10 protein-coding genes are annotated in these 22,812 nt (G+C 50.7%); 2 read left to right on the top strand and 8 right to left on the bottom strand.

All coding sequences use genetic code 11. From position 1 onward, the window contains the following. Positions 1 to 119 precede the first annotated feature (119 nt). The 6 genes from Pan54_RS00325 to gap all read right to left on the bottom strand — a co-directional run bounded on the left by Pan54_RS00325 (position 120) and on the right by gap (position 14,903). The gene (locus Pan54_RS00325) at positions 120 to 8,711 is read right to left on the bottom strand and encodes a hypothetical protein (RefSeq protein WP_146501519.1); all 8,592 of its coding nucleotides are present in this window, start codon (positions 8,709 to 8,711) and stop codon (positions 120 to 122) included. Continuing rightward, positions 8,708 to 12,124 carry a hypothetical protein gene (locus Pan54_RS00320; RefSeq protein WP_146501518.1) on the bottom strand — a complete coding sequence of 1,139 codons (3,417 nt, stop codon included), beginning with the start codon at positions 12,122 to 12,124 and terminating at the stop codon, positions 8,708 to 8,710. The genes Pan54_RS00325 and Pan54_RS00320 overlap by 4 nt, the downstream gene beginning before the upstream one ends. A 307-nt stretch (positions 12,125 to 12,431) precedes the next feature. Continuing rightward, complete coding sequence (locus tag Pan54_RS00315; RefSeq protein WP_207310002.1) at positions 12,432 to 12,812, bottom strand: hypothetical protein; 381 nt, start codon at positions 12,810 to 12,812, stop codon at positions 12,432 to 12,434. Between the two features lie 106 nt (positions 12,813 to 12,918). Further along, the gene (locus Pan54_RS00310; protein WP_146501517.1) at positions 12,919 to 13,368 is read right to left on the bottom strand and encodes a hypothetical protein; all 450 of its coding nucleotides are present in this window, start codon (positions 13,366 to 13,368) and stop codon (positions 12,919 to 12,921) included. Positions 13,369 to 13,385: 17 nt separating this feature from the next. Then, positions 13,386 to 13,799 (bottom strand): hypothetical protein, encoded by a 414-nt coding sequence (locus Pan54_RS00305; protein WP_146501516.1) that lies wholly within the window; start codon positions 13,797 to 13,799, stop codon positions 13,386 to 13,388. An 81-nt stretch (positions 13,800 to 13,880) separates the two neighbouring features. Further along, positions 13,881 to 14,903 carry a type I glyceraldehyde-3-phosphate dehydrogenase gene (gap, locus tag Pan54_RS00300; protein ID WP_146501515.1) on the bottom strand — a complete coding sequence of 341 codons (1,023 nt, stop codon included), beginning with the start codon at positions 14,901 to 14,903 and terminating at the stop codon, positions 13,881 to 13,883. A gap of 444 nt (positions 14,904 to 15,347) precedes the next feature. On the opposite strand from gap, the gene Pan54_RS00295 reads away from it, so the two are divergent. After that, entirely contained in the window at positions 15,348 to 16,598 is a 1,251-nt protein-coding gene (locus tag Pan54_RS00295) for a putative sugar nucleotidyl transferase (protein ID WP_146501514.1), read from the top strand. 298 nt (positions 16,599 to 16,896) lie between these two features. Here the strand turns inward: Pan54_RS00295 and Pan54_RS00290 are convergent, their stop codons facing one another. After that, on the bottom strand, positions 16,897 to 18,009 hold the full coding sequence (locus Pan54_RS00290) for a hypothetical protein (protein ID WP_146501513.1): 1,113 nt from the start codon (positions 18,007 to 18,009) through the stop codon (positions 16,897 to 16,899). A 454-nt stretch (positions 18,010 to 18,463) separates the two neighbouring features. On the opposite strand from Pan54_RS00290, the gene Pan54_RS00285 reads away from it, so the two are divergent. After that, positions 18,464 to 21,538, top strand: a complete 3,075-nt coding sequence (locus Pan54_RS00285) for a hypothetical protein (protein WP_146501512.1) — start codon at positions 18,464 to 18,466, stop codon at positions 21,536 to 21,538. A 638-nt stretch (positions 21,539 to 22,176) separates the two neighbouring features. Here Pan54_RS00285 and Pan54_RS00280 read toward each other — a convergent pair. Further along, positions 22,177 to 22,485: a hypothetical protein gene (locus Pan54_RS00280; RefSeq protein WP_146501511.1), complete on the bottom strand. Its 309-nt coding sequence runs from the start codon at positions 22,483 to 22,485 to the stop codon at positions 22,177 to 22,179. Positions 22,486 to 22,812 lie beyond the last annotated feature (327 nt).

Here is a 22,812-nt window from a genome sequence, read left to right as displayed (position 1 = left end):
CGCAGTGATGCGACGGGTACGTTCGATCAATTTCGACGGGATAGTCGGGTATCAATCATCTCCACAATGATCATGACAAAAACCGTGCCATGACTGGCACGGCTCGCCTGACGATCGCCTTATTGTGTTTGTTCAGCTTTTCTAAAACCACCCCGAGGGGCAACCACATAGACGATACTCGAAAGTGCAGCCAGCAGCAGTCCAAACCACGCGAGCAATCCGGAGAGTACTGCGAAGCCGACCAAACCAGCGATCATCAGGCCGAGTGCGGTTTCGCGAACCCGGCGGCCTTCCGCTAACGCTCGGCAGCTGAGCAGCAGCCACAGAACGAATGCTCCGCAGAGAATCGTCCAGCCCCAGCCGAGACCAGTTTGCAGGAAGGTGCGAGATTGCACGCGGAGCGTCAATTGAGGATTCCCACCCACTTTCGAGAAGACAGTCACATTGCCGTAAGTCGGCAGGGTGACGGGAATCGAAAGTCCACCAGCGGTGGTCCACTGCTGTGGAATGACAGCAATTGGCTTCCCTGCCGCTTCACCCGATGCCCGCCCGTAAGAGACGACATCATCCTGACCGACAACGGCGAAGTCATTCGGCTCGACCTGTAGTTCCAGGCCACGCTGTGAATTATTCAACTCGATTTGATTTCGGATACTAACCCCGGAGTTACTGTAAAATCCAGTATTCGGCACGTCGGTGTAATAGTGATAAGGAACACTGCCGCCGCGAGACTGGTCCGCTGGGCTGCCGTCAGGCAATGTCGGTGGGCCACTTAATCCCATTCCGTTGCCAGACCGAGGCATGCCCCACTGCAGTTGATTACTGCCATCATCCCACTCAATTGTCGAGCTTCTCCACCCCAAGGGTGGACCATTCGGTTGAATTCCATACGCACCATTTGTGCTGTTAAAAATGGACAGATCACTGTTGCCATCGCCATCGAAATCTCCACTTCTTGAAAGTGGATCCAAGATGCCGTTGGAGTTGTAGTCGATCTGTTCGCGTTTCTGCTGCTTGAGAAACTCGGTGTTTTTGCGAGTGTTTTCTTCCAGTAAGGAACGGCGATTTTCGAGTTCGTTCTGTCCTTGCTCGGCCGCTTTTCCCTTAAGTGCGGGGGTAGTAGTGGACTGCGGTTTTGAAGGATTGAGTTGCTTCAAATCAAACCGCAGCTTCACATCATCATCCAGAGATTCGCCTTCAGCACCTGAGCTGGACTTATCGACTCCCAGACCGTAATCCCTATTATCTCGCAGGATATCGCTATTGCTACCGAGGATAAACATCCGGCCGCGAGATTGCGGATTGGCATTAAGAATTCCATTTTCTGCAGCAGATTGTCCTTCAAGTCGATTCAGACTCTCCACCGCTTCGTCAATCACCTCGACCTGCTGCTGACGTTGCTGATCGGAGACTCCAGTTTGTGCAGGAGCGTTTTCCAGTGCTTTCTTCAAACCTTTCAAGTTGGAAGCAGCCTGTAATTTCTGATTATAAGAGCTTGATTTTCGTCTCACAATACTCGAAAGTTCCGAGAGTTCCTGCAGTCGATTTCGCAGCCGAACTTCGCTCACTTCCTGACTTTCCGTCTCGTTCATATTCGAGCTATCTCCCCGAACAGCCGAGATGTAATAATCATCCGGCGTGCTCACTTTCCAGATCGAGTGCATCACAGGAATACCAAATTTCGCAGAGGCTTCGGGTGAAAGCACATCGGGACGTTCCAGCGAAATCGAGGTTCCCATCCAGGCGGAACCGAATCCGTGTGACAGTTTCCCTTGCGTTACCACCCGCACATCAAACGCCAAATCAGCAGCACTGGCAGGAGGGAGTGGAATCAGTTGGGCAGACTTTCCGTCAATCGTATGCCGGGTAGCCCGCGCGGCTTTGCCATTCACGAGAACCGATATCAACTCGGTCGCTTCCGGCAGCACAATCGGCAGGAATTGACGGCGTCGATTCTTCACCGTGTAAGTCGCAGTGGTTCGATAGGTTCCCTGACGATCAAGAATCGTCATCAGTTCTGCCAGGAAAATCGTAGCCGCAGGCGATTCCTGTTCTTCGAGCGGCTTCAATTCCCAGGAGGGAACCACTTGAGGCGTGACTCTTACAAATTCGACCGCCTGACGGGCAAGGTCTTCGGGAATCTCGATGGGTAACTCCCGTCGTGATACCAGTTTGGAACTGTGATTGGAAATCGGTTCGAGCGTTTGACGTCCCAGATTCGCCAGCACGACATAATGTCCCTGAATATCCAGTGGCGTGGTCGATTTGTCGTCCGCGTTTACGGCTTCCGTTTCCACAAATTGAAGTGAGGGTGTTCGCACAGTTCGGTCTTCAGGATACGGCACCGAGATGACAGCCGTCGCAAAGAATTGATCGCCGTGTGAGGTTCGCGTTTCCAGAATCCATTTTGTGCGTTGTTCATCCAGATCGACCGTGATGACCTGTCGTAAATCCGCAGCGGTGAATTCGATGCGATCCTTCATCCAATTCGGTCCAATGAAGGCAAACCGATCCGTCGCCGCTTTCGAGATATTCCACTCGAGCGACAAACCGTAATCAATCGAAGCTTCCGAGACAGCGATCAATGTCACAGAATCCGCCTTCACCTGAGCCTGTTCCCGTTTGAGTTGGATTTGTACATTCTGAGCAGTGCTCGAATTATTGAGAAAACCAATGCGAATTGGAAACTTGGCAACCGAAGTCAAAACAGACGGCAGCCGATCAGGAGCGATCGTTTGCGAGTTGCCTGCATCAGCAACCGTCAAGCCATACATCTCGGCTGCACCAACAGCCAGATACTCCGTCGATCGCGTCGCACCCAGCATACGCAAACCACGTACGGGAATACTTTCCTGAAGACTGTTTTCCTGCTGAATAAACCCGCGAACAACCAGCCGGACATTCCCCTGTCGAGGTTGAGAGAACAGAATCGTCAGCACGCCATTCGCCTGACCATCAGGCTGGGTAACAAACCAGTCCTGCACATCATCGCCATTAATTTCTATCGGCTGCATGTTTTCGGGGAGTTCCAGATCAACCGCCAGCCGCGCCGCTCCCTGCAGGTTGGCATCGACAATCGAAACGATGTGCGTTTTATGAGGTTGCAGATCGACCAGTGAGTACTGTTTTACATCGGCCTGCGATGGTTCGCGTTTGATTTCGAGAGTTAACCCCTGTGGACGGCTGGAGAAGCGATAGACACGCTGAATTTCGGAGATGGTTCGTTTGTCATCGAGCGGACGAAATTCGTTATTCTGCAATTGTCGCACGCCGTTCGTTTCGACGAACACGACATCGAGCAGAGACTCCCAGCCGACCGCCCAACTGCCAATCTCCCGAGTAATTCCCTGAGGGATCACATCCGGGCAGACAAACCGTTGACGCTCTGAAGAAACCGTTAATGGTGCGAACAGCGACATCGTGAGCAGAGTTCGGTCATCGACCGAGCGTTTCAGCAGTACCCGCAAACGTCCATCCGCCTGCTTTTGCCAACCGGCCAGATCTGCTCCTTCAAGTGATTTCAATGCGACATTCGCTGGCATTTCAAATTCGAGTTCGGAAAAACTTCCCTGAGCGATATCGAACTGGAACGTGTATCGCAGTTCGACGCCCACTTCGCGAATGAGCACCTGTCGTGTCGATTCGCTGGAGAGGAACTGCAGTTGAGTCGTCGACACCTTCGGCTGCCAGGCAATATTCAACGCTCCCCCGGCTGTAATGGCGAACTCGGCAAACGTCTTCCCATCCCGTTCAATCAACTGATATGGAATTGAACCTTCATTAATGCGTAACTGGAGATTTTCCGCGGGCAGTTCGAACGTCATTGCTCCAGAGGCGACCGGCAACAGATTCAACTGAAACTGACCAGCGATTCCAATCGCACTGGCCGGGAAGCGGAACGTTGCATCGACCAGATGCACCCCCTTGCCAGCAATTAAGACAGATGGACTTTGATCATTATCGATACTGGCCGCCACGGGTTTGCCATCGACTTCGACCTTGTCGAGCAGCAAGGCTCCTATGGGCAGAGGAACCAGTTGTTCCTGATTTCGATAACTGCGGATGACATACCGGGCTTTCAGTTCGACTGTATGATTTTTCGCATTCGCCTGACCGGCTATGATCCGAGCCGAGTAAGAGGCTTCGCTCAGTTGGAAGTCAATCGGAGACGATTCCAGAGTATCATCGGGATTCGCATTCTTCCACAACTTCAGATAAATATCTTTCGGCACATACACCCGCTCGGCTGCCAGGGGAGAAGCTCCCTGTTTGTAAGGAAAGACGAGCGGAATTTTCGCAGGTTCTGGAGGCGGACAGGGAATGATAATCTCCGCCTGTTGTGCGGGAGGTGCCTGCTGCATTGCCCGTTGTTGTTGCGAATTCTGTATTTGTTGCACCGCTTGTGAAGGCTGATTTGTTTGCGGCATTACAAATTCGTCTGCCTGTGCCTGAACGTCCGAGGAAGACGCAAGGCTCAATGCACAGAGAATGGCAGTCGCAGCAATCGATTGACGAGTGCTCCACAACCACCCACAAACTTTACGGCAGCAGTAAGTCAGCAGTTGAATCAGCTTGAGAGCAATCCACAGGTAGACACCAACCAGCACTCCCAGCAAACATCCTTCAACGAGCGAATACGCAATTTCGGGGATGATACCCGTCAGTGCGATCGGAATGCCGACCATCGCAACGACTACAGCGGCCCGCAGGGCACGGGAGGCGTCGCGAATCAACCAGAGCAACAACAGTGCAACCGCGGCAATCAACCAGCGAATCTGACTGGTAAACTCTTCCGAAATTATCCGCACATTCGCAACCGAAGAAGCCCGAAAACTCTGCAGCCGGGTGGTGATCATATTACCGGGGATCTGCAATCGGATCGGCAGTGAGAGGAGGCCGTCGTTTCGACTCTGTTGAACGTTATTTTGGAAAATAGAGTATTGCAGGTCGTTATTGGTTCGAAGTGGCAATTCCTCCCCAAGAATTTCCGACTGTTGTTTCACTTCCGATTCTTCAACCAGTCGTTCATTGACGAGTTGATCTTTATTTTGCTTCCGAAAATATTCTTGCTCACTAAGTTTTTTATCTGGAGACTGTATCTCAAATTTAGCCCCCCATTTCGCTAATTCTTTTTCAGACTTCAGTTCTGCAGCTCTGGCTCGTTTGCTTTCCAAAGATGACAACAATTTTGCTTTTTCCTCAGATGTCGGCTTGGTTTCCATTGGCTGTTCAGCTCTGGGTGGTTCGGGACCGCTCATTGGTTCGGGAGAGTTGGCCGGCCTGTCTATTGTTGATAATTCGCTTTTCAGGGATTCAGAAGACGTTGAACCGCGCATAGACCCTGAATCAAAATTCGGTGCTCTTCCAAAACGATCACTCTGTTCCTCCCATTCAGAATCCGCAACCATGCCCTCTGCCCCACCGTAATATTCATCTGTATAATCGGATGTCGGTGCTTTTGAATAGGCAATGTCACTGGGACTTTGGACCGATTTCGTCAACAGCAACGAAAAGATCCCCAGGCTGCCAACCACAACCACACCAAACAAAATCCACAAAGTGGGACGTACTTCGCCCGATTGCAATGTAATCACGCCCATCTGAATTAATTTTGTCAGGCCGATTGGAATCAGCAGCAGGGCAAAGCCGATTCCAAAATTCTGAGCGAGTGTCGTCCAGCTTTGCGAACGGATTTTTTCGATCACACGTCCCAGCCAGGTGGACGTCGAATGCTGCTCGGCTAACTCCACGTCATCCGAAACCGGCATCACGATTGACTCTGAATCGTGATGTACTACCCAGTTCGTCACCAGTACATACAGCGGTTGAATTTCTCCCTGACCAACCTGAATCGCAAATTCGGGAGCAGGAATCGCCTGCACTCCGAATCCGGTCTGAGAATTCTCGTTCGCTTTTGGAGTGTAGAGTAGTCGCAGTTTCCGTTCATAATTTTGCCCCTGAGCCGGCGGGACGGGAATGTGAAATCCATCCCCATCTATACGAGCAGTGACCGGAACATTATCGACAGTAGCAGACCACAAACGGGCATTTGCAGGCAACTTGACCAGCAGATTCTGCACGCCGACCGCAGCAAACGTCAGCTCAGCCTGCTGCTGCATTGTAGAGTTTTGCTTCCAGACGGTTTCGATTTCGAGCAGTTGGCCAATGGCAGTTGGAATCGGTGCAGCCTCGAATTTATCGATGGATAAAGTCGCAGTCGCACCCGGCTCGATTAAATGATAACCAGCCACGACTCGCTTGCGCCCTTGTGAAGATGCGATCGGCATGTCAGCCGGGTCCACTGGAGAGACTGCTGTCCCTTTGGCGTTCAGCACCTGCACATCGAGGTACTGATCCTCATCAGCCAGGAACGCAAGATAATCATCCTGCAACTCGGCTCCTTCAAAAAAGATTTCCGGAATCACAATACCCTCATCACCTTCACGGGGAATGACAACCTGAAGTGAAAGCGGTAAGACACCCGTGAGATACCGATCAAATGTCAAATTCCAGATTGTCTGGTCATCTGCAGTAGACTGCTCCTGCCGCGAAATCCGAAACGGTCCTCCGGCTACGAATTCCGCAGTCGTTTCGAGTTTCTTCGGCAGCGTGACACGCAGGTTCCGCAGACCTCCGCCGCTGATTTCCAGTGTCGCCTGATACGAGAGCATCACACTGTCTTCATCGGCATCGACGAGCGTCATTCGCGTTGCATTGAAGCGGGTCGGCTTGCGTTGAATCTTAAATTCACCACCGATATGGGCATTCTGATAACGATATCCAAACCGCTCATTCGGCGTCCCCAGATGAGTTGGGTCCATCCCTTTCACATCGACCGGCACCACATCGAGCCGAAAATCAGCGGCGACGCTGTACGAGCCTTCCAGAATTTTCACGTCATCAATTCGAATTTCCGGTAATGCGATGGTCGTGGCCTGCTGACCAAGTTCAGCATCCTCGAAAGGTTGATCGACGGCAATCGAAATCGATCGCGTTTGTCCCGGCTGTAACGGTGGCTGCAGAGGAATACTGATCCGCGATCCCGCTTCCCCCTGTGAAAGATATTGCCACTCCAGTTGAGTCCCTTCAGTTTGCACATCCGCAATCGTCCAGCCAGCTGGAAGATCGACCTTCAACTCAAACAAAGGTGCAAACAGAGACTGCAGCGTAAAGACCGAAGACAGATGCGAAGTCACTTCACTGATTTCCAATCGATGCGAAACCGCGGCCTGAACTTCTCGATTGGTTTCGTCCGAAGTAATCCGAAAAACAAACTCGGAATTCCAGATATCATAAAACTGTATGGGGCCGCGAGGGGTATAATCATCAACCGGCTTCCAGCTTCGCGTCGCAGGTCGAATGCCATCGAGAGTGAGCGTCTTGATGCGAATTTGAGAAGGTGCAGAAATTGCCAACCCGCCCGTATGCGTTGTTGCTCCTTTGAGTCGGAGAGAAGCGACCGTCCATTCGCGTTCCTGCTGAGTCAGTTGCACGCCATGCATTTCGATGCGTGCCCGCTGCGGGATCGGTTCCCGGAAGGTGAGTGTGATTAATGTCCGCTTCGGATCTTCGGGATCATCCTGCAAATCCCAGGCCTGCAAGCCTGGCACAGAGACGGATGTGATTTCCAAACTGTTCGGCACTGTGAATTCGAGTCGCGTAAATCGTTTGCCATACAGATCGATTTGCGTCAGCGTCTGCCAGTCCAGACTATCCCGCTCGACACCAATGGCATACACGGTTTGAGCAAACACGAGCGATTCATCGAGCGATTCGCCCAATGCATCGGTCCACCGCAGTTGAATCACTCGCATGCCTCCGGTTGGAATCTTCACGGTCCGGGCAACCGCTTCGTCCTGCTCGGTTTCGACTTCGGCTCCGTTAACTCGCAAATGTCTCCCCTGAGCTATGGCGACTGTCATCGAAGAGGCCACATTGGGGAGCAATGTCATTGAAGCCAGTTCGTCGGTTCCAACGCGTGAAATTGGTACGGACATTGTGAGCGTTAAAGATTTCGAGCCGACAAAATCGCTCAGGAATGTCAACTGCTTTTGTTCGCCACGCATTCCGAGCGGAGCGGGTTGGTTATCAAATGTCGCTGATAACAACGAGACGCCCGTCAGAGGCAGAGGCAATGTCGCCCAGCCGGTTCTCAGTTTTGTCAGTCGACACTCGGCTGTAATCTTGAGTGTATCGCCAACGATTTCGACATTGTATTCAACATTCTCCAGCACAATGCCATGCGGCTGATCGCTGTCCGGTTCGAGAACCTCATCCGACTTTTTAAGCAGGTTTTCAAACGTCGCCCGATCGACCAGCACTCCCGGTTCCACATGCGACCAGTACTCCGCCAGCGAACCTTCTGGGACATAAATGCGTTCAAAGTGATCATCGATCGTTTTGCGTGGTACCGCAGCGTTTTCCTGAGCCTGGAGCGAAGCTGAAGAGGAAGCAACCAAGCAGATGCAGGCCATCATACACAAAAATATTGAGAGGGCATGATGATAATAATTCATCGATGGGTGGCGGGAGCGATCCCGCAGGGAAGCCCCCGAGTCTGTCAACTTCCGGGGGCTTCCACTTACGTGGAGCGCCCCCGCCACCCTTTGCGATTCAGTATCAATAGTGTATTTATTGGAATATGCCATCGACTTTACCGCCTTGTGATTATTAACGATTGCGTTCGGAATGAATGATGATTGAGTTCTCATACATCACCTCCCGGAGCAGGATCGTCGTGTATCGATTCCGGCGGAGTTTCATCGAGTTGAGTCAGTTCTTCCGATTTCGGAAAACAGCAGGAGCGAATTTGAAACAGTCCACGTACAATCCAGATACCCGCGACAAACACAATGCCGTAGCGAGCCGAGTACACCAGTTGCTTGATCACTTCCGGAGCAAACTGCAAACCTGCAGCCAGAGCCGCAATGACTGCCAGAACGACCAGAATCTTGTTCTCCCAGCTGGTTTTCAGCAGCACGAAGGCCAGCACCAGCAAGAGCACCGTCATCAATGCCGTCACGTAATGTCGATTCCAGTAAGTCAACTGCAGTGTTTCTCCACTACCAACAGCAACAAACGTGTATGCTAAGCCTTCCGTTGGAAAATTGACGGCTCCCATCGAGTTACCCGCCCACTGATGCTGATCATCCTGAGAGTAAGTATCGTCAGAGACGCCATATTCGAATGAGATTTGGGAATATCGCTGCCAGCGTTCATAAGGTGAACTCACGCGGATCGGAATAAACGTCCGAGGCATCCAGACAATACACCGGCTTTCCTGTACGACGGCAGAGTTCTGTCCGGGATTCAACACGCGAGGCACAGAAAATTCAACTGCTCCCCGCAAGGTTGATTCCGATAACGGACTCGCCTTCATCAGATATTGCAGAGTCAGTGTGAACGACTCGTCCGAGTTCTTGCTGCGGGACACATTGACCACATAATTCGTCCAGCCCGTTTCGGTCGATTTTTCCCCCTTCTGTAACTGACGCGTTTCGCCATCAAGCAGAACCATCATCGGCTGAGCCGACTCGGGCAATTGAACAATGAGACGCTGGCGTTGACTCGATTGGATTTGCATTTGAGACCGGACTGCCAAGTCGGCCGATGTTCCCAGCACATATTCGCTGAGCATTTTCGAAACAACCGTACTCACTACCTCGGCCACTTCAAAACGCGAAACCTGCAGTTCCAGGCGAATCGGATCGTCATCGGATTGGACCGGATATCGAAACGCCTGATGCCCCTGCTGCGGCAGCATCGTCAATTCCCGCACATCAATCGGCTCGATGCCCGTACCCATCCCCTTGACGGCTACCGATAAAGCCGGGTCGGTTTGAATGACGATTTCACCAGTCGAGCGCGTCAAATCAATTCGGTCTTCTGCTCCTCGTTCCCAGCCAAGTGGTTTGGGGATCAATAACGATTCCGAAAGCTCGGCTGCGGACTCCTCTTCTTCCTCGGTCGCATCCCCAGCTTCGCCCGTTTTCAGGGAGAGATCATAAGTCATTTTGAATCGTTGACGACCTGTGACAGGTCGTTGAGTCTGGATATTCCAAATCACCCACGGACTCTCTTCATCACTTGCTTGAGGCGATTTTTGCTGGATAGGCACCGAATTTTTATCGGCGATTTCAATTTCGATTTGATCGCTGAATTCTTTAGGCACTGCGATGCGGAATTGATCGATTCCTGCGTACTGCACAAGGAAATCGAGATAAGCCGTCACCTGAATTCCGGAAGGCTGCACCTGAATCGTGCTGTAAGTTTGAGCGGTCAGACGAGTCGGGCGGCGAATAATGCGAACGGGAATTTCGACAGGCCGGGTTTGAAATTTCCAGGCTGCTCGCACCTGAGTGTCCGAGGATTTATACGGGATTCCATTCACAGGAATCGGCTGAGCATTCTTCACCTGATCTTCATTGGCGGCCAGTTCAATCGCTTCAATCGTATACGCAATAATCCGACCCTCTTCCTGACGGATGCCGACCGGCTCTATCTGCGGGAGGTTATCGAGCGAGGACGCATCGGCTTCCATGTATTGCTGTGGGGGAGGGATGTAGCCACGAACCTGAATGGAAAGCGTTCCCTGGGTCCGCTCTTTTAGAACGACCGTCAAAGAATTGCTGGCTTTTTCGTGTTGAAACTCCGACATCTGCGGACAGTTTACCCCGAGCAGTTCGAAGTCAGCCGGCAGCTTCAACTGCAGTTGAAAGACACCTGCTTTACGAATGGTGTATTCCAGTTGAGACGTCAATTCAATTCGCTGCTCGCGGAAGATGACGAGATTATCGTGCTTCAAATCGAGAATCGGCTGGACCGGTTCGAATCGAGCGACAAAACTGAACGACGGCGAGAAGTAGCGATAAGCCAGCTGGGCGGCTCCTTTTTCTCCCAAGTCCGTCCGAACCAGTCCCGCCTGTTCTTCGACGACGACCGTCAGTTCATCGCCGTGGGTCAGACGAATCTGTCCCTGTTCGCGAGTCACATCCAGACTGTGAACCCCATGGACAGCTTTATCTTCTCCAATACCGGCCAATGTGATTGGACCATCCGGCAGCGAGCGTTCGGTATGAATTTCGACGGTGCAACTGGAGTCGACAGCCGAGAGCATTTTGATGTTGATAATCTGCCCTCGATCTTCCTGCTCGACGGTCCAGCCTTCCAGACGGGCAGAACTGGTGACATCGAGAATGCGATGCTCCTTCGGCACTGCAATTCTTAATCGATCCAACTCTCCCCGTAGCACGCGATATTCGAGTTTGGCTTCGGTATGAATCAGTCCGTCGGCTATCGAGATTTGCAATTGATTGGAAACCGTCGTCAGCAAATCCATTTCCGGACGATCGCTCATATCCGGCACCCAGGTCGCGGTAATGCTTTTTGTTGCTCCCAGACTCACAGCAATTGTCGAGCGATTCTCAGCAGCAGGCTGTGTCGGAGGAATTTCGATATGTCGCGGCGAGATACTGATTTTCTGATTCGATTTCGGAATCGACAATTCAAACGTGGTGATGCCGACCGGGGGGACTTTTAATTCGAGAGAGGGGCCACCTGGAGACTGCGTGATCCGCTTGAGCAGTTTCATTGTAATGGTGTAATCGCCCGCTTTCGGGAACAGGATTTCGTAAGTTCCTTCACCCGTTCCCCGCAGCAGTACTTTGTTTTCTCCGTCGGTCGACACTTCCCCGACCGCGGCATCGGCAAAACTGATCGGCAGCGACGCCCAGCGATCTTTCAACGCCCGGCACTTCAACACAGCCGTGATTTCCGCAACTTCACCATTCACAACTGCTGAATAACTGGCGGTGGAAAGAATGGCCGGGTTGTCCAGTTTGTGGGGTGTCTGATTCCCCTGAGCCTGCTTGACCAGTTCCAGATACTCTTCATAAGAAAGGACCACTTTCGATTTGAGTCGATCAATCACATCACTTAATCGATCGTAAGGAATGTAAATCAGATGATCGACCGGACGGGCAGCCTCAGCTGGGGGATCTTCCACCGCTGCAGGATCCACCACCGGCACAGGTGGTTCATCCTGCCCTAGAGCTGGACTGGCGAACATCACCGCCAGCATTGAAAAGCAAATCAGGACAGAGTTCAAACAGAGGCGAGCATTCATCGAGAACCCCAGTAATTTCTTGGAGCAATAGAAATCGATATTTTCCGCCAATTGCGCGTGCAATCAGCCGTAAAAAATCGATCGATATCGGGAAAATTCAGTTCAAAGAGCAATTCTCGGCTCAATCCCCCAGCGATTGCCAGAGACTTTTGACGCGATCGAGCCAGATTTACCTTAACCTATGACGCAACCAGATTGCAGAATGTTTCCCAAAATTCCGTATTTTTACGGATCGCTACAGATTCCGCGAGAATCAGCAGTATTCCCGTGGCACAGGTATTGAGTTACTTTGGAACTCTTCCAGCCATTATGCCAGGCGTGTATTCTCAAGATTCCTGAACTTTTCAACCTCGGTCTCAGGCAAATCAGCAATCACCTTGAGCCGACGTTCGTCGATTTCATCTGCACCGATAACTCTCAGATACTCAGCCACAACTCCCGCTTCAATCCAGACAATCCCCGCTCCCGCCCAGTGACGATCCTCTCCATTCTTCTTGACCCCGGAAACCCAGTACTCATCACCCGATTCGAGATCAAAATAATTCGCGGAAATCCCTTTCCCATCAGCCCGCTTCAACGCTTTTCCATTGAAGTACACCGTCCGACCAGACTTCGAAAGTTTCACACGAGCAATCCAAGCCGGCCCCTGATCATTCTGGCCACTCTTGAGTTCGATGTATTTCAGCATGAAATTCTCGTATTGCATTTTGACGGGATGGGCCAGACGCTTGCGCCTGTTTGAAGTAGTCACCAGAAGTCGTGCATTAAGAAGATGCTTTTGTATAAATCTCAAGCTAGTCAGAGGTCTTCAATTTTGGATTGGACAACGATTTCCACTGAGTTGCAATAGTTATCCACAGCATTGAAACCAGCCAAACTAAATATCCTATTCTGATTTCGTCAATAACATAACCAATCAAATATGACAGGGTGATCAGTCCACAACACATCGCAGCTGAGACAACAGACACAAATAATACGCTCGATTTAATAACATCGCTTTTCACTAAAATAAGCACAAAGGCTATGGCATGAAGAGTTAAATACAGAATTGGCACGATCATTAGCCAATGACGGTGTTCATTCAGTGGCAATGTTACCGTGACATGAATCATCATCACGGTGAATCCAAAACCGTCATAAGTAAATTCAAAATGATCTACAAATGGCAGAAACAGACTGATCGTCCATAAACTCACTGCGATCTTAATGTTGATGTTTTTTTGCCTTATTGAAAAAGACATTAATAAAAGATCCTTACTCACTCAAACTCATCATAATGCGGGATCGGCCCTGTCCGCTGGCAGAGCAGAAAGTCATTGACATCACGTGAGCAAAGCAGCCGGTATGTCATTTCCAGGAAGACAAAGCTCATCGAGCCCAAGATCAGGCAGGCCCACAGGTTATCGAGGGGCATCATCACCAGCATCATAATTCCGGCAATTCCATACAGCACGATACACAACCATTTAGCGACCGAGCTGCCTCGATACAGCCAGATCATCAGCAAAAGCGTCAGCACAAAACGGACGATGCGGGGAGGCAATGTCTCAAGCCCGTGGAGACTGACATAAAAGTAAATCACAAGGGCAGACATCAAGAGAACTTTTACGATGCTGTTGACCAGCAGTTTCCTGCCCCATGCGACATCCGCAATTGAAATTTCTTCTGTCATGTCTGCAATCCCATAAAAAAACGTTCCGCACAGTCAATGACTATACGGAACGGATATTCTAATGTCAGCTTCGCCTGCGAATTACAGACCGGCGATTTTTGCAATCAGGTCGGCTGTGCGGCAGGAGTAGCCGTATTCGTTGTCGTACCAGCTGAGGACTTTGACCATGTTGCCATTGATCACGCTCGTCCAGCCGGAATCGAAGATGCTGCTGTAAGTGCTGCCCACGATGTCGCTGGAGACGATCGGGTCTTCGTTGTAGTACAGAATACCCTTAAGAGGACCTTCAGCAGCTTCTTTCATCTTGCTGTTGATTTCTTCAGCAGTCACTTCTTTATCCAGAACGGCAACCAGGTCGGTCACACTTCCTGAAGGGACAGGAACTCGCAAGCTGATACCAGTCAACTTGCCTTTGACGGATGGCAGAACCAGTCCGACAGCTTTGGCGGCTCCGGTTGAAGTTGGAATGATGTTCAACGCAGCAGCACGAGCACGGTGAGGATCAGAGTGATACTGATCGGACACGCGTTGATCGTTCGTGTAAGCGTGAATGGTCGTCATCAGACCGCTGGTGATCCCGAAGTTTTCCTGGAGAACCTTGGCCATTGGAGCCAGGCAGTTCGTTGTACAACTCGCATTGGAGATGCACTTGTGATCGGCAGTCAGCTGATCGTCGTTCACACCCATCACAACAGTCAGGTCGACGTTGTCTTTGGCAGGTGCAGACAGAACGACTTTTCGGGCACCCGCTTCGAGGTGGCTGTCGTATCCGGGCTTGCCATTTCCAGCTCGCGAAGTGAAGAATCCGGTTGATTCCAGAGCCACATCGATATTCATTTCTTTCCAAGGCAGTTCAGCAGGATTCCGCTGAGCGATGACCTTGATTTTCTTGCCGTCGACAACGAGAGAATCGCCATCAACTTCGACAGTTCCAGGATAACGACCCTGAACGGAATCGTATTTAAGGAGCATGGCGAGAGCTTTAGGATCGCCCAGGTCGTTAATTGCGACAATGTCGAATTCTTCTGGACGAGCAGCCATGGCTCGAAAAGAAATACGACCGATACGACCAAAACCATTAATACCAACACGAACTGCAGCCACGGCGAGTTCCCCTTTCTGGTGTTTCTACACAGAGTTTTCTCAAAATCCCGGAAACAAAACCCGGGCACGGCACCATACACAGGAGTACCGCATGCTTCCTTCATTAAGGCAGTGAATAAGGAAGTATATCGCCAAGCCGATGCCTGCTCAACTAACTCACGAGGTCGCAGGCAACGCATCAACAGGTTCAAATCACTGGAGATGAGAGGAAACGAACCTATTTACATACAAGCACGAAGCGCAAGCGAGTGTGTTTATCGATTTCGACTCACTCGCGCTTCGTGCTTGTAATTTCATATTCTTTTTGGGGGATGGCTGGGTTCGGGGTGTAGCGCAGCCCCAGAATGTTCAATATATTCCAACCTCAACATCATACTGGACGCCTCTCCAGAACCGTTTATGATGTCGTAAGCCAAAAATCGACATGCTGAACTGGATAATAAAATGCGACTATTAATTGTCGAACCCTCAATAGCCACACGATTTACGCCGATTGCCCTGATGCGTCCGGTCTTTGAACTACTGTGTGGAACTCGTTCGCTGAGACAACGCCTGCTGGAGACATTGCCGGTCAATCAGTGGGGCGTGATCGTGCGGGACGAGTTGCAGACTGTCTATCAGGAAGAATTTTCGGAGGCAGCCGTCAACGATTTTGCCTGGATCGATGCAGAGGAGACTCTTATCATCGATGGCACCTGGCTGGGTGATCCTCGAATTCTACTTGATTTCTGGGAGGGCGAGTCCGGTAAACAAGTAGACGATTTCCCATTTGCATTTGTACGACGCCCTGGTGATTCCCAACTCAGCACGCTCTCAGCAATTGTTCATAAGTGTGACAAGAGTGATGACTCGGCCTCGGTTTCAAAACCTCATCTGCAGTTTCCCTGGGATCTCATCAAGCATAATGGAGACATGATTCAACTCGATTTCGTATTGCTGGCCGAAAACTTGACCTGTCAAAGTCAGGATGTTTCCGGATTGTGCAGTCGGGAATCCAATCCCAAGCAAATCTTCATACACCCAACCGCAAAACTGGAACCGTTTGTTTCGATCAATGCCGAAAACGGGCCAGTCATTGTGGATGAAGGAGCCATCATTCAATCGTTCACGCGGTTGGAAGGTCCCTGCTACATCGGCAAGCAGACACAACTCTTCCGCGCCAACATCCGCGGGGAAACTTCGATCGGTCCAGTTTGCCGTGTGGGGGGCGAAGTCGAAGCGAGCATTATGCAGGGATATTCCAATAAATATCACGATGGATTCCTCGGACACAGCTACGTCTGCCCGTGGGTCAATCTGGGAGCATTGACGTCCAATAGTGATCTGAAGAATGATTATTCCAGTGTGAAATTTCCGCTGGGGACGGACTTTATTTCGACCGGCGAAAAGAAAATCGGCTGCCTGATTGGAGATCACGCCAAAACTGCCATCGGCACCTTATTTAATACGGGTTCGAATGTTGGTGTGATGTCGATGGTCCTGCCGGCTGGGAGGCTTTGTCCTAAGCATATTCCCAGTTTTACGAGGCTATGGCATGGCAAACTGGATGATCAGGTCGACTTCGAGGCTGCTTGCCAGACCGCACAAATCGCCATGAGTCGGCGTGAGCAGAAGCTGACAGATTCTCAAATACGATTGCTGCACGCGATTCTTGATCAGACTAAACAGGAGCGTGAACTGGCGATCAATCGGTAATGCAATACTTTGCCCCGTCAATACTGACGTTTCTTCGAATGTTTGGAATTTGTGGGTCATCAGGGTTTCCAGCCCTGCGGTTCCGGATGCCCTGGAACTGACCTCGCGTTCAGTACGAGTTAGCATAGGCAATCAATAATAAGATTGCAATGTGATGCAGTCTCCACACGTTTGATGAGTGCAGTGAATCATTGGGATTGGAAAGTCGACATCCATTTAATTGAAGAAGACCCAGGCATTGGCATGCTCAGGCCTTCTTATTCAATCTGACTCTGGGTTTGGGGCAGTCACCCCGGCTTTAATAAACCCCGACAGTCGTTGTTTTTGCGAAGACGTGATAAGGTCGCACGCCGCTCACGCCATCCCAGGGATATTTTTCGTGTGGGAGTTCGCGTTCGCCTTCGTCCCGTTCGAGGAATCCGGGGATGAAGAGTTCGTCGGTCATTGTGTAAAGTTTGACACGACCCGTTTCATCATAGCCAACCAGTTTCGTGTGATCATCGAAATCAACCACTTCGACAGCTGCTCGCGGTTGCGGCGCGTAGTAGGTGATTTTGAAGTTGTCTTCCGGAATGAAAGGTTTTCCGCAGGCCAGGCCCATCAGTGTGTTACCATAGGTTGGAGTGATATAGACATCCGGTCCGAGCAACTCTTCACGAGCAAACCGATACCATTGCTGAGTGAACTCGGTGCCGCCGCAGAAAATCCCTTTGATGCCCGATTCGGCGATGCTGGACCCTTCATCCATCAGCCGCAACGCCAAGGCCTCCAACAGTTTAGGAGTGGTGAACATGCACTGGATTTCATGGCCGGCTGAGAGAATCGTCATGGCCTGATCAATCACATGAGCCGAGTATTCTTTGGCTTCCTCGATTTTGCCTTTTTTGATCAGCTTGACGACCCAACGAGGATCGAGATCGACACAGAAGCAGATCCCGCCGCGGGTCTGACACAAATGCTCGACAGCCAGTCGCAAACGTCGGGGACCGGAAGGGCCGAGCATCATCCAGTTGGCACCCTTGGGAAAAGATTCATCTGGAAGCGTTTCACTGAACTGTTCGTAATCGATCCGAAAATCGTCGACGACACATCGGCTCTTGGGAATGCCGGTCGTACCGCCGGTTTCGAAGGTGTAAGTTGGTTTGTCCCACCATTTCTGGGGCAGAAATCGGCGAACCGGGCCGCCACGTAGCCAATCGTCTTCAAAGAGCGGAAATTTTTTCAGGTCATCAAAGCAGTTGACATCTTTGAGGGGATCGAAATCGTAGGTTTTGGCTTTTTCGAGCCAGAAGGGAGCCCCCAGCTCAGGATGGAAGTGTAATTGAACGGTGTCGACCACTTTTTTGTCGAGCGTTTTTTTCGCATTTTGAGCCAGCGACTCGAGTTCAGGCGAGAGTGATGCGTTTGTCACGAAGGAATCCTGTGTGGTGAAGGTTGATTGAATATTGAGTTATTTGTCTCAGTTTAATGATATCGACAAGTCCCTTCTCCCTGAGGGAGAGGGTTTGGGTGAGGGGGAAACGGGCTTGCTCGTTTTAAATCCAAAAATGAACGCTGAAGGAATCCCCTCATCCGGCCTTCGGCCCTTCTCCCCAAGGAGAAGCAAAGGAAACTGCTCCCCGGGGAGAAGGAAAGATTTCGCTCCCTGAGAAGATATTGTTATCAGCAGATTTTATGCAGGATTGAGTCTTTTTCCAATTCACAAGAGCCTTTGTGAGGGAATCCGACAAGAATAATGAGACTCAAAGATGGTGTTCATATCGAGATCGTCTTGCCCTGTTGGGCGATTTTCGACTAAAACTCGCACTTCATCACCCGGGAGGGGCCTGGGTTTCCTTGGATTTTTTGCTGAATTGAGGGGTGGCATGGACGCCAGCACGCATCCTCTGCACCGATTTTACGCCCGAATGACACCATTTTTGCCGGAACGACAGTTTCTTGTCTCCGCCTTATTGGGTTTCGTGTGCGTTTTCTGGATTCATCTGTTCGTCACCACCTGGGGATTTAGCTCGTCCCTCGGATGGGCAGTCGGCTTGAGCGCGCTGATCGCAATCAGCCTGCCCCGACCACAGACAGCACTTCTGCCTCTACTGGCCACGGCATTGCTATTGCTGCTGACCATTACCTCCTCATTCTGGTGGACCGGTTGGGAATCGGTATTATCCGAGGCAATGGTTGACCAGTCGATTGGCTCTTTGCTGATCGTGACGATCTCCCACTGTTTTCTGATCTCACTGCTGATGGTTTGTGGAAGCTGGTGCCAGGAAAACAGTTCACAAGCTTCAGAAATCTCTGCAAAATCATTACTCGGCTGGGCCTGCGGAATTGCCATTTCTGGACTGATTCTCTCTGCCATCTGGCCAACTTACTGGACCGCCAGTTTTGCCTGTCTGGTCCTGGTGGGCTTGTCGATGACTTCAGCCCGCTCAACAGAGACGGCTTCTGAAACATTTACGAGACAGAGATCACGCGGCCGCGATTCCTGGATGTCTGCACTCATTTTATCGATGGGACTCGGGCTGCTGCTGCCTGCTCTTTATCGATTCCTCTGTCAATTGCAACCCGAAACGGCCTTTCTGTTTTATGCGATCATTGCATCATTTTGTTGCAGTTGCAGTCTCGCAGTTTGGGCCGAACGTCGTGTGCGATTGATCCATGTCGCAGCTTTACTCAGCCTGGTGATCGTCGCCTTTCCGTTGTGGGTGCGGGGTTATCTGGCCGTTTCGGCTCTGGTCTCTACGGTTTCAGTCGCTCTGTCACTTCGAACCTGCATGATCGTCCTCATTATACTGCCAGCCGGTTTATTGGCCGGGCATTTGCTGGCGATGGCTCGTCGTATGTCATCCTGCCAAAATGGAAAATCTCAATTCTGGTTGCCAACAATGCTGCTTTGCGGACTGACTGGAGTGACGTTTTCTCAGACACTCATCCCTCTAATTGGAGTCCCTTTCACTGCGATGGTTGTGATTGGAATTCTGCTGTCCGTTGCCTGGGGAAGCTATCAGGCTTCGCGACAATTTACATGGACATATTCGAGGAGCCGATCTCAGAAAATCGGAGCTAGCCTCATGTATGTTGCTTGTCTGTCGATGTTGCTGGCTCCGCTGACTTACTCACCTCTACTGGCTTCCCGTGCGTTGTTCTCCACTTATGCGTTTCAATCCTGGAGATCAGGAACTCAGCTCTCCGAATTGCCAGGGCTGGATGATGGGCGTCTACTCAAGTTGACTGAAACAAGCAGTGGAACATTATCGTTCTGGAAGCATCAAGGCGAACATGTGCAAATTCGATCCAATGGAATTCCGCAGGGACGAATCAGCCTGAATGCTCAGCTTGTGCCGCAACCCACGGGAGCATTGCTGGGAGCCGTTTTGCCGCTTTCGATGCACAAGGCTCCGCGTGAAGTGTTACTGATTGGACTCGAAAGTGGTCTCAGCTTACAAACAACTCTTGAATTTCCGGTGATGAACGTGCACTGTTACGATGAACGTGCCGATGTGTGGGAAGAAATGAAAACGGGAGTGCTTGCCAAAGCGATGCAACCCGCAACAACGGATTCCCGCGTGCATTATCGAACTCTTTCGCCGGCAATGGCTGTTCGCACTCAGTCACAGACTTACGATGTGATTATCGAATCGCCCCGACACTCCGCCAGTTATCTGGGCGCCAGTCAGTACAACGAAGCTCACTACCGCCACCTGGCGGAATTGCTGAGCGAAGAAGGAATTTATTGCCAGCGATTCATCTTCTCAGATTACGGCCCCAGTGTGCTGACCAGTCTGGCGACGACCATTCAAAATTCTTTCGGCTACATGACCGCGTTCGACACCGCTCCCGGTGAAATTCTGTTTGTTGCAGCTCGCAGTTCAGAATTCATTCTCAGCGAAGGCCTGATTGAGCGAATTTCTACGCCTCAAGTTCAACGAGCATTGTCACACGTCGGCTGGGACTGGTCGGTGGCAATGAATCTGGCTCGTTTTGAACTCGAAGATTTACAAAGCGTAACAGACAAAGCGAAAGCCTCCGTCTTCACGGGCACCGAAGCCTTCGGGCGTTGTGTTGAAATGATGCGGTGGGGCAACAAGTGGAATGAAGTCCGCGACTTACTCGCCCAGAATCCCAAGCGATTGCTCAATCACTATGCAGATCAAAAAGAGACCGATGATATTCTGCGACGCCTTTCCGATGTCGCTGCGCGGGAACAGGTCCTCGAAAAGCATCCGGATGAATTCTGGGTTTATCGCAAGTCGGTCAAAAAACGATTGCTCGACAATCCTCGTTCCGTCATCGAGCCGGTTAAAGGCGAAGGCATCCAGCAGAAAATGCATCCGGAGGACAAACGTCGTCTGAATTACTTTGAAACGCTCGGCGAAGCGACACAGCAGAATCCCTGCCATTTGAGTGACTTGCTGAAGGTCGAAGAATTCGAACAGCCGTTCGACCCACTGATCAGCCATTTCCTGCATGCGGAAATCGCGAAATTGTATCAGCGATGTGAACCGCCTGAACCCGAACGCGAACTCGAACACTGGCTCTATGCCGTTTACTATGGCGGACGTCAGGAACGCTCGGTTCGTGGGATTCATCGAGCTTTGGAATTGCTGAATGAAAATCAGAAACTGGATCCTCAGGTGAAATACGATCATGCGAATGCCCTGATGGAAATTCTCCGAGTTCGTTGGCAGATGCGTCAGGGACACAAGGATATTTCTCAACCGGTGCTGCTGATCGACCTGAAAGACTCACTCGAGCTGAGTCAACAATCGTTGGCAATGATGCAACAGATCGCCGAAGAGAACAGTTTGAATTCCGCTGAGACGACAACCCGCGTCAAACATCTCGAACGAGCCTTGCTTCGCACCCTGCGAAGTTATCGCACCGAAATGCTAGCCAAGGCTTCAAGCCTGCCAATACCTCCTGCTCAACAAAATAATGAGTAGAGCACTGACAGCCAGGTCTTGAACCTGGGATAACTTCAATGCACTCCATTGGTGTGTATAACAATAATTGACGAATCCAATTCGTCGTAAAAATAAAGCCGTCGAGTCTTCTGAAGGTCCTGGGTGGCACGCCCAGAACAAAGTGATGGGCGTGGTGGTCATTGGCTACCACGCCCTTTTTTCCTCATTCAACAAGGGCGAGTCGAGTTAGCTATGACTCGGGTATTTTCATGATCGTTGTGCATAAACAACGTATCCTCAAGTTCCTCGCTGGGAAAGATGAGTATTTGCAGGCTGGGTTTAAACGAATCTATGAAGCCCTGTTAGTCAATGGTCATTTTTTGCGTGGATTTTATTTCGTTATCGCTCGAAGTCAAGAGGTTTGCACAAGCATCGATTCGCCTTGAATCATCGCCAGTTAACGACATGCGAGAAACGCCCCAATCACCCTAACGAAGATCAGCGTTTGCGCACTCTCTTCCTGTGACTGCCCCAATTTTAAAAGACATCAAGGCACAAGCCACTGCAAGCAGCCAGCCCAAGACGAGGGCGGTATAGACGACTGACTTTCTCGCAGTGAACATGGGCACTGAACCGGACGCGTGAGTTACGCGCTTTGTTCCGTCTGGAAGTTCATACTATGCTTCATAGTATGTGAACACATTCAGCAGGCGGAAGTCACGGCCAACTCTATATTTGTTAATGACAGCATTAGGTGGAATTTCCAGAATGTGACTGGGAGAAAGTGGTCCTGGCCCGATTTGCCATGAACCAAACTTGAGCGACGAATAACTCTTTGGGCGATCGTTTTCTATAAGTTGATGGTATTCACTACCAGAAACAGCCATTGCGAAGTAGTGACCAAGGATGAGCGGAACAAACGATGTGCTAAAGCACAGGACCGCTGCAACAGCGAGTACTTGACTGAGGATAGACCGTGTTTTCATTGCCACCTCATTTCCTCAGAAGTGAGTACAACCTTTGCAAACTAATTATTGTTCGGAAGAATTTACTGTAAACCTGACTGCCTCACATCAAGCAGCGTTGCGAATCACAAGAGGTTTTCCTTTGAGGTTTGTTATTTTCAATAGTAACTTTTTGAAGTTGCATTCCCCAAACGTTTCTTTCGCGGCAAACGTTTCTTTCGCGGTCAGTCACACTCCCTCCTGTGGCTTCTTAATCCAGTGAATTCTGCACGACACTCTAAGAGACTCGCTTTTATCCATCCCAATAATTCAGGCTATGGTTGAATAAATAGAAAATCAACGCAAATA

The organism is Rubinisphaera italica (assembly GCF_007859715.1).
In the GTDB taxonomy this organism is placed as follows: Bacteria; Planctomycetota; Planctomycetia; order Planctomycetales; family Planctomycetaceae; genus Rubinisphaera; species Rubinisphaera italica.
Note: the sequence above shows the minus strand (reverse complement) of the source record. Positions and strands in the feature narration are given on the sequence as shown.